This is a genomic window from Actinocrinis sp., assembly GCF_035650855.1.
Classification (GTDB): domain Bacteria; phylum Actinomycetota; class Actinomycetes; order Streptomycetales; family Catenulisporaceae; genus Actinocrinis.
This window is the reverse complement of sequence record NZ_DASRGV010000223.1, coordinates 1-12,065: the sequence shown is the minus strand read 5'-3', so window position 1 is coordinate 12,065 and position 12,065 is coordinate 1. Positions and strand designations below refer to the sequence as shown.

At 69.6% G+C, this 12,065-nt stretch carries 10 protein-coding genes; 7 read left to right on the top strand and 3 right to left on the bottom strand.

The window, feature by feature from the left end:
- Nucleotides 1-12: 12 nt before the first annotated feature.
- The gene (locus VFB40_RS16270) at nt 13-627 is read right to left on the bottom strand and encodes a GNAT family N-acetyltransferase (protein WP_324851554.1); all 615 of its coding nucleotides are present in this window, start codon (nt 625-627) and stop codon (nt 13-15) included.
- A gap of 85 nt (nt 628-712) precedes the next feature.
- Between VFB40_RS16270 and VFB40_RS16265 the strand changes: the two genes are divergently transcribed.
- Nucleotides 713-1,042: an antibiotic biosynthesis monooxygenase family protein gene (locus tag VFB40_RS16265; RefSeq protein ID WP_324851553.1), complete on the top strand. Its 330-nt coding sequence runs from the start codon at nt 713-715 to the stop codon at nt 1,040-1,042.
- Nucleotides 1,043-1,067: 25 nt separating this feature from the next.
- Here VFB40_RS16265 and VFB40_RS16260 read toward each other — a convergent pair whose 3' ends face one another.
- On the bottom strand, nt 1,068-3,314 hold the full coding sequence (locus VFB40_RS16260) for a glycoside hydrolase family 36 protein (RefSeq protein WP_324851552.1): 2,247 nt from the start codon (nt 3,312-3,314) through the stop codon (nt 1,068-1,070).
- Nucleotides 3,315-3,418: 104 nt separating this feature from the next.
- On the opposite strand from VFB40_RS16260, the gene VFB40_RS16255 reads away from it, so the two are divergent.
- The 5 genes from VFB40_RS16255 (at nt 3,419) to VFB40_RS16235 (ending at nt 10,369) form a co-directional block, all read left to right on the top strand.
- Entirely contained in the window at nt 3,419-4,531 is a 1,113-nt protein-coding gene (locus VFB40_RS16255) for a LacI family DNA-binding transcriptional regulator (protein WP_349261505.1), read from the top strand.
- Nucleotides 4,532-4,577: 46 nt separating this feature from the next.
- A complete protein-coding gene (locus VFB40_RS16250) occupies nt 4,578-5,894 on the top strand; it encodes an extracellular solute-binding protein (RefSeq protein WP_324851550.1) in 1,317 nt (438 codons plus the stop codon).
- Between the two features lies 1 nt (nt 5,895).
- Complete coding sequence (locus tag VFB40_RS16245) at nt 5,896-6,897, top strand: carbohydrate ABC transporter permease (RefSeq protein ID WP_324851549.1); 1,002 nt, start codon at nt 5,896-5,898, stop codon at nt 6,895-6,897.
- A 59-nt stretch (nt 6,898-6,956) separates the two neighbouring features.
- Nucleotides 6,957-7,736 carry a carbohydrate ABC transporter permease gene (locus tag VFB40_RS16240; RefSeq protein WP_349261506.1) on the top strand — a complete coding sequence of 260 codons (780 nt, stop codon included), beginning with the start codon at nt 6,957-6,959 and terminating at the stop codon, nt 7,734-7,736.
- A 62-nt stretch (nt 7,737-7,798) separates the two neighbouring features.
- Nucleotides 7,799-10,369: a CBM35 domain-containing protein gene (locus tag VFB40_RS16235; protein WP_324851547.1), complete on the top strand. Its 2,571-nt coding sequence runs from the start codon at nt 7,799-7,801 to the stop codon at nt 10,367-10,369.
- A gap of 97 nt (nt 10,370-10,466) precedes the next feature.
- Here VFB40_RS16235 and VFB40_RS16230 read toward each other — a convergent pair whose 3' ends face one another.
- Entirely contained in the window at nt 10,467-11,336 is an 870-nt protein-coding gene (locus VFB40_RS16230) for an oxidoreductase (RefSeq protein ID WP_324851546.1), read from the bottom strand.
- Between the two features lie 141 nt (nt 11,337-11,477).
- Here VFB40_RS16230 and VFB40_RS16225 point away from each other — a divergent pair.
- Nucleotides 11,478-12,065 (top strand): helix-turn-helix transcriptional regulator (locus VFB40_RS16225; RefSeq protein ID WP_324851545.1); only part of this gene is annotated, 588 nt, incomplete at its 3' end.

Below are 12,065 nucleotides of genomic sequence, written 5' to 3'. Positions count from 1 at the left end.
CCGGCGCCGGGCTCAGAACTCCACGCGCATCACGACGCGCCGGACCGTCGGTCGGCTCACCTCGGTGAACCCGGCCGCGACGAAGCTGTTGCGGTCACCGACGTAAAGCTCGCCCCAGGTCATCTCGTACCCCGGTTTGACGAGCATCGGATAGGCCTCGAGCGCCCGGGCGCCACGCTCGCGGGCGAAGCCGACCGAGGCCGCGGCGAGCGCGCGGCTGACCCCGCGGCGCCGGAAGCCGGTCCGCGTGACGAAGCAGGTCACGGCCCACACGCCGGTGTCGTCCTTGTCCTCGGCGCGGCCGGCCCACGGCACCTTCTGCGTGCGCAGGTGCGGGTAGTCCACCCGCGGCGCCACCGCGCACCAGCCGGCCGGCTCGCTATCGAGGTAGGCGATCAAGCCGCTGGTCTCGCCGGGGCCGGGGTCGGGGTCGGAGCCGGGGTCGCACCCGACCTGCTCGCGGTGCCGCCACTCGCGCTCCTCGCGCGCCAGCGCCGGCCACTCGGCGGCCGGAGTGCGGAACCACTGGCACTGGCAGCGGGCCGGCTCGCCGCGGCGCCCGAAGACGGCCTGCACGTCCTCCCACGAGGCCTCGTTCGCCGGCACGATCCGGATCGCTTGCGCCATGATCGACCCCGTCCCTTCCAGTCCCGAGGCTACGTTAACCTCGCCCTCGGACAGCCAGCCCGCCGCCGCGCCCCTGGAGCGAACCATGACCGCCGAACAGCGTCCCGTCGTCGAACACGCCCAGCTCACCATCACCCCGGGACGCGAGGCCGAGTTCGAGCAGGCGTTCCGCCGCGGCGAGCAGGCCATCGCCAAGTCCCCCGGCTACCGCTGGAGCCGGCTGATCCGCCAGGTGGAGGACCCAGGCGTCTACCTGCTGCTGGTCGGCTGGCAGTCGCTCGAAGCGCACACGGTCGAGTTCCGCGGCTCGGAGCTGTTCCCGCAGTGGCGCGGCGCCGTCGGCGAGTTCTTCGCTGCGCCCCCGGTCGTGACGCATTTCGACGCCCGGGACCTCTCCTCAGGCGAGGTCGTCTAGCCCGAACCCGCGCGCGTGCGCGGGTTCAGCCGGCGTCGGCGCAGCCGAGGTCGCGGTGTGTCAGGGATATGAGACGCGCGGTGCCGGGGCGCGGCAGGCGCACGGTGAGTTCGCCGCGATCCGGATCCCAGGACAGGTCGGCGTCCGTAGCCGTCGCCGCGGGGAAGAGCGTGCGCGGGGTCACGTCGTGGCCGCGCAGGTGCGGTACGCCGAGGGTTTGTTCGCTGTCTGACTCGCCGATCCGGCGCCAGGCGGTCAGGTACGTCGCGAACGGTGCTCGCTGGCCGAGGGCGACCCACGGGCCGGTCCAGCCGGGCAGCCCGAGCGGCCAGAAGGGGACCGAGCGCGGGATGTCGGCGCGGATCAGCTTGTAGACGGCGACCGCCTCGGCCACCAGCGCGCGCTGTTCGGCGCTCATCCGGTTCAGGTAGCCGGAAAGGTGGACCCGGCCGAGCAGCGCGCTGGCGAGCGTGAAGGCGTTCAGGTCCGCGTCGTAGCCGGGCTGCGGATACGCCCAGACGGCGGCCTGCTCCGGCAGCATCGCGGCGGGCGCGGCGGCCGCGATCGGCGGGTAGCGCAACGGGTCCTGCTGGTCGCTGGTGGACTGGAGCTGGAGCCTGGCGAGCAGCGCGTAGTCGGTGCGCATGCCGCCGGAGGAGCAGTTCTCCAGGATGAGCCCGGGATGCCGGTCGAGCACCGCGTCGAGCCAGGCCAGGTAAGCACGCTGATGTCCCAGCAGGCCGGAGCCCGCGCTGCCGCCGAGATCGGTGCCGGGACCGGGGTTGATGTTGTAGTCGAGCTTGAAGTAGCCGACGCCGTAGTCCGCGACGAGCCGGTCCACGACCTGGTCCAGGTGCCGCACCGCGGCCGGGTGGCGCAGGTCCAGCTGGTAGCGGCCGTGCTCGACCACGCGGATGCCGTCGCGCTGGAAGAACGCCGCCTCGGGCAGCCGCGCCGCGACCGGGCTGCGCAGCCCGACGACCTCCGGTTCGAGCCAGAGCCCCGGCACCATGCCCGCGGCCCGGATGCGGTCGGTCGTCTTGGCCATGCCGTCCGGGAAGCGCGACCTCGACTCCTGCCACTCGCCGACGCTGTCCCACCACCCGGCCGCGTCGTCGTCGTACCAGCCGGCGTCGATGACGAAGACCTCGGCGCCGACGCCGGCCGCCGCGTCGATGAGCGGCGCGAGTTTGTCCGCGGTCGGGTCGCCCATCAGGGTGTTCATGTAGTCGTTGAAGATGACCGGCAGTGTGGCTTGTTCCGGGTGCGGGCGGCGCAGCGCGCGGCGGTAGTTCGTCAGCTCGCTGATAGCGGCGGCGAGGGCGTCGTCATCGGACCCGAACGGGGCCGCGCCGAAGGCGACCGCGGCAGGCACGGTGGTGAACTCGTCCCCCGGTTCGAGCACCTGCCGCCACTGATGGTCGCAGTCCGTGGGGCCGAGCAGCGCCAGGTAGGCCGTGCTGCTGTGCTCCCCGATCTCCCAGCGCCAGCCGGCGCTGCTCTCGACCTGCCATGCCAGTACCCTGCCTCCGCCGCGCGCGACGAGGGCGCCCATCGGCAGGTGGCGTCCCGTGGACCAGCTCCCCTGGCTGGTGCGTTGGAAGCTGCTGCGCGGGTCCTGATAGTGCCGCGCCCGGTCGACGTCCACCAACGCCTCGCGCAGGGAGACGCGCTGCCAGCGCCCTTCGGCCAGCCAGTCGTTGTCGGCCCAGAGCACGTCGAGGCCGGCCAGGTGGTCGTGCCCCTCCCCCGCCTCATCCGCTTCCGTCGCCTCGTTGACCAGTCCGGAGATGACGAACGAGGTCACCGATTCGAGCACGAGGCGCCGCACGCCGCGGTTGGCGATGCGGACCGTCGACTGCACTGCGCCGACACCGTCCGGCGACCGCAGGAGGATCTGCGCCGCCAAGCCGCTGTCCGGATCCGCCAGGTCTACGCGCAACTGCGACCAGACGCCATCCCGGCTCTCCTCATGCCCCTGGTACAGCAGCCGCGATCCGGCGGCGGTGTGAATGCTGCGCTCGCCGGAACGGTTGCGTCCAGATCCGGTCACCAGCACCTCGACTAAAGGCAGGAAGAGCGGACCGGTGAGGTCGCCGTCGATGTCGGTGCACGCCTCGTCAGCGATGGTGGCGAGGTCCGCCGCGGAGCCGAGCGCGGCGAGGCGCACGACGCCGTCTGAGCCGACCCGGAACTGCAGCCGGAGGTCCGCGTCACCCCAGGTGAAGCTGCTGACCTGGATTTTCGCCGGGCTGGCTGGGGCTTGGGGCACGGTTAGCTCCTCGCTGCGCCGCGTCGGAACCCGCGCGCCGAGCGCGCCGTGCACAGGATGGCACAGCCTCGCGCACTCGGTCGGCAGGTCTTGACAGGGAATATGTGACCGTTCACAATCCTGGCATGTCTGTGACCGGTCACACAAGCCCCCCGCCGACCGAGACCACCCCGGCGGAAGCGGCTGGCGGCCCTTCCCGCCAGCGCACTCGCGCGGTGAGCATCCGTGACGTGGCGAAGGCCGCAGGGGTCTCGTACCAGACGGTCTCGCGCGTGATCAACGGCAACTCATACGTGCGCGACTCGACCCGGGACCGGGTGCAGGCCGCGATCGCCGAGCTGGGCTTCCGGCCGAACTCTGCGGCGCGTGCGCTGGCCAGCGGGGAGAACCGGTCGCTGACCGTGGTCACCTCGAACACGACCCTGTACGGCTACGCGGCCACGCTGCAGGGCGTCGAGGAGGCCGCGCGCGCCGCGGCGTTCTCCGTCGGCATCAGCGTTCTGGAATCCTCCGACGACGAGCACGTGCGGGCCGCCGTCGACCGGGCCGCCGACTCCAGCGGCTCCGTCATCGTGATCGCGTTCGACCACGCCGGAACCCTTGCGCTGCAAGCGGTTCCGGACGGAGTGCCGGTGGCCGCCGCGGTGGAGACCCCGCAGGCTCCGCCGCAAGCCGGACAGCCGTGGGTGTGGATCGACGACGGCGAGGCGGCGCGATCCGCGACCCGCTATCTGCTCGAACTCGGCCACCCGACGGTGCATTACGTCGCCATCCCGTCCACTACGCACACCAGCCGCCGCACCGCCGGATGGCGCGCGGCTCTCGCGGCGGCCGGCGTGACGGCGCCCGAACCTGTGGGCGCCGGCTGGGACGCGCTGGCCGGCTATCAGGCCGGCCGCACCCTCGCCCGCGACCCCGGGGTGAGCGCGATCCTGTGCGGCAACGACGACCTCGCGCTCGGCGTGATCCGCGCGATGCACGAGGCCGGACGCAGCATCCCGGAGAGCGTGAGCGTCGTCGGGTTCGACAACGCCCCGCAATCAGCCTTCTACACCCCGGCGCTCACCACCGTGCGCATGGACTTCGTCGAGCTCGGCCGAGCCTGCTTCACCCTGCTGCACGGCGAGATCGAGGGCACCGCCCCGATCGTGCCGCACGCGGTCGGCCGCCCCGAGCTCATCGTGCGCGAGAGCGCGGGCTCCTTCCACCACGCATAGCCAGCCGCATCCACCCTCACCCTCATCCGACGGAAAGCAGACTTCGATGAAGAAGATTCTGACCGGCGCGGCGCTCGGCTGCGCCCTCGCCCTCGGCGCGGCCGCCTGCTCCAACCCGAGCAGCGGCGGCTCGTCCGCCCCGGCCGCCTCCGGCTCGCTCAACCCGACCGCCTCGCTCAAGGGCGTGACGCTCACCTTCTGGACCGCGCAGAACAGCGTCGGCGAGCCGAAGCAGGTGATATCGGCCTTCGAGAAGGCGACCGGCGCGACCGTGAACACCGTGGTCGTCCCGGACCCGTACGAATCGAACTTCCCGACCAAGCTGGCCTCGGGCGAGAAGCCGGATCTGGCCTTCTGGCAGCCGACCCAGTCCACGCTGCCGTTCATCAACCCCGCGCAGAACCTGCTCAGCCTCGACAACGAGCCGTGGATCAAGCAGCTCGGCTCCACCGAGCAGTCCCTCGGCCAGGTGGACGGGCACCGCTACGCCGCGGTCGTCACCTCGCCGGCGGTGCTCGGCGTGTACTACAACAAGGCCGATTTCGCGCGGGCGGCCATCACCAGCATGCCCAAGAGCTATGACGAGCTGCTGGCCGACGCGAAGCTGATCAAGCAGAAGGACGCGGGCGTCGCGCCGTTCTTCGAGGTCGGCGGGGACAAGTGGCCGCTGCAGTGGCAGGTCCAGCTGCAGATGACGGACCTGCCCGCCTCGTTCTGGAGCGCGCTCAACGCGAACAAGGACTCCTGGACCGATCCCGCGATTGTTAGCGCTATCACGAAGTACAAGACCCAGGTCCTCGACGGCGGACTGGCCCAGGCCGACTACAAGACCGGCACCTTCGTGGACCAGGGAACCGCGATCATGAAGGGCACCGCGGCGATGGCGGTGAACGTCACCTCGCTCCAGTCGGAGATCCAGGCCTCTTACTCGACCGCGCAGATGGACCAGGCGATCGGCTGGTTCCCGGTGGCCAACTCCGCCGCGCAGGCCGAGTACTCCCCCGACCAGACCAACGGCGTGGTCGCGTTCAACACCGGCGACTCGGCGAAGGAGAACGCGGCCAGGCAGTTCATCGACTTCTGGCTGACCACCGACTACAAGGACTACATCGACGCGCAGAAGATCGTCTCGGTGGAGCCCTCGGTGCCGAACCCGGACGGCCTGCCGCAGACCGCGATCGCACAGGCCCAGGCGCTGCCGACGGCGACCGGCGTGTTCCAGGTCAAGGCCCTGACGGCGCCGGACATGCACCTGGCCCTGGCCGACATGATCTACGGCACCAAGACCCCGCAGCAGGTGGCGCAGGCCTGCGAGGACCAGTTCACCCAGGTGCTCAAGGCGCGCGGCGTGGCTGGGTTCTGACATGCGCGACACGTCCGTACTTGACGCCGCGCGCAATGCGGCGTCGGGGCGGGAAACCGGGGCGTCCACTGGGGCGTCCCGGCTGCGCCGACGCGGTGGGCGGCCGTTCACCGGACCGCGCGGCGGCAGCGCGAAGCGGCGGGTGCAGCACCCGTGGTGGTTCGCGCTGCCCGCGCTCGCCGTCTTCGCAGCCTTCTTCCTCGTCCCGAACGTGCTCAACTTCTTCTACCCGTTCACCAACTGGTCCGCGTTCCACTCCTCGATCTCCTTCGCGGGCCTGTCGAACTTCCGCACCATCGCCCACGACGGCTCACTGCAGCTCGCGCTGCGCACCACGCTGGAATACGCGGTGGGCGTGGCGGTCTTCCAGAACGGCTTCGGGCTGATCCTGGCGCTGCTGCTGGAGAAGGACACCCGGTTCAACCGGTTCTTCCGCGCGGTGTTCTTCCTGCCGGTGCTGCTGTCCGCGCTCGCGGTCGGCTACGTGTTCCAGGCGCTGCTCAACCAGGACGGAGCTGTCAATGCCCTGCTTTCCGACCTGACCGGCACGCACGTGGACATCGCCTGGCTCGGTTCGACCACGTGGACGCTGGTGCTGCTGACCGTCATCCACGGCTGGAAGTGGATGGGCCTGGCGATGCTGGTGTACCTGGCCGGGCTCAAGTCGATTCCGGGCGACGTGACCGAGGCGGCGGCGCTCGACGGCGCCGGGGCGTGGCGCGCGTTCTGGTCGATCCGGTTCCCGATGCTGGCGCCGGCGCTGACCTTCAACGTGACCACGGCCCTGATCGGGTCGATGAACACCTTCGACATCGTGCAGGCCACCACGAAGGGCGGCCCGGCCGACTCGACGCAGGTGTTCAACATCTACATGTTCCGCATCTTCGGCGAGGGGCTGTACGCGCAGGCCTCCGCGATGAGCCTGGTGCTCTTCGCCGTGGTGGTCGTGATCGCGATCCCGGTGATCCTCGGGATGCGGCGCAGGGAGCGGGTGCTGCTGTGAGAGTGCTGAGTTATCGAACCCTGAGCTATCGAACCCTGCGACCGGCCCTCGTCGTGGCGATGGCGCTGGTGTTCATCGGCGTGCCGCTGTGGCTGGTGCTGGTCACCTCGGCCAAGCCGCAGGGCGAGGCGATCAAGCCGAATCTCGCGCTGCCGCGGCACTGGCAGCCCGCGACCAACTACCGCGACACCTTCGACCAGGGCCAGATGCTGCGCGGCTTCGTCAACAGCGTGCTGGTGGTGGTCCCGTCCGTGGTCCTGGTGCTGCTGCTCGGCGCGGGCGCGGCGTGGGTGTTCGCCCGCCGCTCCGGCCGGCTGGTCTCGGCGGCGTACGCGCTGAGCATCAGTGGTCTGCTGCTGCCGCCCGCGGTCATCACGATCGTGATGGAGCTGCGGCAGCTCGGCCTGGCCAACACCAGGCCCGGGATGATCGCGGTGTACACCGGGATGTACCTGTCCACGGCGATCTTCTTCATGACCGGCTTCATCAGAACGCTGCCGTACGAACTGGAAGAGGCGGCCCGCATCGACGGCGCCGGCTCGTGGAAGGTGTTCACCCGTATCGTCCTGCCGCTGCTGCGCCCGGTGATCGCCACCGCGACCATCATGGTCATGCTGTTCGCCTGGTCGGACGTGTTCTACGCGTTCTTCGTGCTCGGCGGCGGCGCGGACGCGACCCTGCCGCTGAACCTGTACCAGGTCGCCAGCGCGGCGCTCTACCTGAACAACTGGCACCTGATCTTCGCCTACGTGGCCCTCATGTCGCTGCCGATGGTCGCGGTCTTCGTCATCGCGCAGCGTCGCATCATCGCCGGCATCACCAGCGGCGCAGTCAAGTAAGTAAGGCCCCCGAAGGGACAACGATGTTCCACCTACCCATGCGCAAAACCACCGGATCCCTCATGAGCGCGGCCCTGATAGGAACCGCTCTCGTCACGACCACCGCCCCGGCGCACGCCGCCACGCAACAGATCACCGTGAACCTCGGCTCCAGCACAGGACCCGTGTACCACGGTGCATCCGGCGCGCTCTACGGTCTGGCACAGGACGGTGTGCCCGGCCTTCCGCTGCTCGCGCCGCTGCACGTGCGCACCATCGCGCAGAAGCCGCCGAACGGAGCGCAGCATCCCGGCGGCGACGCCGACAAGGTCGCCGGAGAGTTCGTCGCCGCCGGCGGATCGCAGATCCTGGTCTACGTTCAGGACTACTACTCGCAATGGCCCTATCAGAACAATGGCCTCGCGGACTACGAATCCGTGATCGACACAGTCGCCGCCTCGCTGAAGGCGAGCCCGTACCACAGCCACTACGTGTACGTGCCCTTCAACGAACCGGACGGCAACTGGTACAGCCCGCTCAGCTCCAACCTGTCCAAGTTCGAGTCCGACTGGGCCACGATCTACCACCGGATCAAGGCGGACGACCCGAGCGCGGTCATCGCCGGACCCAACACCGCGGTCTACGACGCGAGCATCTTCTCCGGCTTCCTGGGCTACGCCAAGGCGAACGGCGTGCTGCCCGACGTCATCACCTGGCACGAGCTCGCGCCGTCGTCGATCTCGAACTTCCCGAACAACCTGGCCTCGCTGCACTCCATCGAGTCCTCGCTCGGCCTCGGCAACATCCCGGTGAACATCGACGAATACGCCGACCAGCGCGACCTTTCCGACCCGGGCCAGCTGGTGCAGTGGATCTCCATGTTCGAGAACGCCAAGGTCGACGCGGACCAGGCGTTCTGGGACATCGCCGAGAACTACTCGGACAACGCGGTGGAGGCCGACAAGCCGGACGGCTCCTGGTGGCTGTACGACTGGTACGGCCAGCTGACCGGAAACACCGTCGCCGTCACACCGCCCAGCCCGAACACCGTGGACACGCTGCAAGGCGTCGCCGCCCTGGACACCGGCAAGAAGCAGGCGCGCATCCTGCTCGGCGGCACCTCGGCGGCCTCGAACCTGGTGCTGACCAACGTCCCGTCGAGCACGTTCGGCAGCAAGGTGCACGTCTCCATCCAATCCACGACCTGGACCGGGTACGACGGCGCCGCCTACACCCCGAAGAGCATCGCAGAGGGCGATTACACGGTCTCCGGCGGCTCAGTCACCGTCCCGGTCGCCACGACCGATCCGATGGCCGCGTACCAGGTCGTCGTGACCCCGGCCACAGCAGCATCCGGCACGGTCGCGACCGACACCGCATGGTCGGGCCGCTATGAGGCGGAAAACGCCGCACTCACCGACGCGACGGTCTACAGCCAGGGTTCCGTCTCGAACTACTACGGCCACGCCACCTCCGGCGGCCAGGACGTCGGCTCGATCAGCCAGTCCGACAGCCGCGTGGTGTTCACCGTCAACGTGCCGAGCACCGGCCGGTATCTGCTCAGCACCTTCTACGGCAACCAAACAGCCCTGCCCGCACAAGAAATCTTCCGCATCGACTCGGGGTCCTGGTCCTACCTGAACTACCCAGCCACACTCAACTGGGTGTTCCGCTCGCACCTCGACCAGTACGTCACCCTGACCGCCGGCACGCACACGCTGACGTACGGCGTTTCAGACCCCTCATTCGGCACCGCGACCGGTCAGGTCACCCTCGACCGCATCGACCTGACCTACACGCCGAACGCGATCCCGGGAGTCACCGGTTCGGCCACGCGCTACGAAGCCGAGACCGCCGACCTGTCCGGTGGCGCGAGCACCGACTCCGCGCAGACCGGCTACACCGGCACCGGCTACGTGACCGCGCCCGCATCCTCGACCACCACCTTCGCGGTGGAGGCCGATGCGGACGGCTACTACACGCTCGGCCTGCGCTACGCCACCAGCGCCGCGGCGACCTCGAACGGTTTCCAGCTCGCTCTCGACGGCGCGACCTTGGAGAACGTCGCGACCAGTCCGACGTCGTGCGTCTGCTGGAATCAGACCTCGAACCGGGTCTTCCTGCACGCGGGAATCAACGATGTCGCATACACCGCGACCGGCGCGGCCAGCGCAAGGATCGACCGTCTCGACGTAACCCCGGACACCGCCGACGCGGCCTCCGCGGTCACCTACCAGGCCGAAGCGTCCGGCAACACGCTCGGCGGCACAGCAGTGGTCACGAGCAACGCCTACGCGTCGGGCGGTAAGTACGTGGGCTACATCGGCAACGGCTCAGCCAACACGCTGACGTTCAACGGGATCAACGCGCCGACCTCCGGCAGCTACCGGGTCGCCGTCACCTACGCCAACGACGACAGCACCAACTCAGGCAACTACAACGAGAACCTGATCGACCGCGCCGCCGTCATCACCACCTCGGCCGGCACGAACGTGACGGCGCACTTCCGCAACACCTACTCGTGGAGCCAGTTCTGGACCCTCGACGTGACGGTCCAGCTCAACGCCGGATCGAACAGCATCACCTTCGCCAATCCGAGCGCCTACGCACCGGACATCGACCAGATCACCGTGGCCCCCGCCGCGCTGGGCTGACCGGCACGATCCGATAGTTCAAAACATGTTGCCGCCGCAGGTCCCGAACCTGCGGCGGCAACACGCGTCTGTCCCGTTCGACGGGACAGCGCGGGGCTCAGGCGCCGATCGCGTTCAATTCAGCCAGCGCGTCGTCCGGAAGCACGAGGTCGGCGGCGGCGATGTTCTCGCGCAGGTGGCTACGGGAGGAGGTGCCCGGGATGAGGACCATGGTCGGCGAACGGTGCAGCAGCCAGGCGAGGGCGACGTTGTGCGGCGTGGTGCCGAGGCGGGCGGCGACTTCGCCGAGGGTGCTCGACTGCAGCGGGGTGAAGCCGCCGAGCGGAAAGAAGGCCGCGTAGGCGATGCCCTCGGCCGCGCACCGGTCGACCAACGCGTCGTCCTCGCGGCGGGCCACGTTGTAGAGGTTCTGCACCGTGACCACCGGCGCGATCGCCTGCGCCTCGGTGAGCTGCTCGTCGCTGACGCTGCTGACGCCCAGGTGCCGGATCAAGCCCTGCTGCCGCAGCTCGGCCAGCGCGCCGAACTTCTCGGCGAACCGCGGCTCGTGGCCCGTCCCCTCCGCGGTTCCGACCCGGAAGTTGACCACGTCGAGGTGGTCGAGGCCGAGGCGGCGCAGGTTCTCGTGCACCTGGAGCTTGAGGTCCTCCGGCTCGCGCCGGAAGATCCACGATCCGTCGTCACCGCGCCGGGCGCCGACCTTCGTCACGATGTGCAGGTGCTCGGGGTAGGGGTACAGCGCTTCCTTGATCAGCTCGTTGACGACGAAGGGGCCGTAGAAGTCGGCGGTGTCGATGTGGTCGATGCCCCGGTCCACGGCCTCGCGCAGGACCGCGATCGCCTCGTCGCGGTCCTTCGGCGGGCCGAAGACGTGCGGCCCGGCCAGCTGCATCGCGCCGTAGCCCATCCGGTGGATCGCAAAATCGTCGGCGATCTTGAAGGTGCCGCCGAGGGTGTTCTCAGTCATCGGTTCCGGCTCTCCGGTTTCGGTGTCGGTTCGGTATCCACTCTCAAGTCTTGAGCGGACTCGCGCGCGCTGGGTATGTCCCGCGCATCCTGGGAGTGGCAGGACCAGTCACGTCGCGTGCCCCGCGCTTAAGCTCGAACCATGGACAAGGACAGGCTGGGCGCCGCGCAGAGCCAAGGGAACAGGCCGAACGCTCTGGGCGACTACCTGCGCGCCCGCCGGGACCAGGTTCGTCCCGAGGACGTGGGCCTGGTCGCGGGCGATCGCAGGCGGGTACCGGGGCTGCGCCGCGAGGAGCTCGCGCTGCTCGCCGGAATCAGCACGGACTACTACCTGCGGCTGGAGCAGGGGCGCGATCAGCATCCTTCGGCCCAGGTCCTCGACGCGCTCGCCGAGGCGCTGCAACTGGACGCCGAGGCGACCGCCCACCTGCACCGGCTGGCCCGGCCCGCTCCGCGCCGCCGAGCGCGTCCGCGGGCGGAGCGGGTGCCGGCCGGGATCGCGCAGCTGCTCGGCCAGCTTCCGCTGCCCGCGTTCGTGACCAACAAATACATGGACCTGCTCGCAGTGAATGCCCTGGCCGGCGCCTTGACCTCGAACTTCACCCCCGGCCGGAACCTGCTACGGCAGCTCTTCCTCGATCCCAGCTCCCGCGAGCTGTACCTGGACTGGGACCGCACGACCGCGAGCGTAGCCGGCGGCCTGCGCGCGCGGGCCGGGGCCGATCCG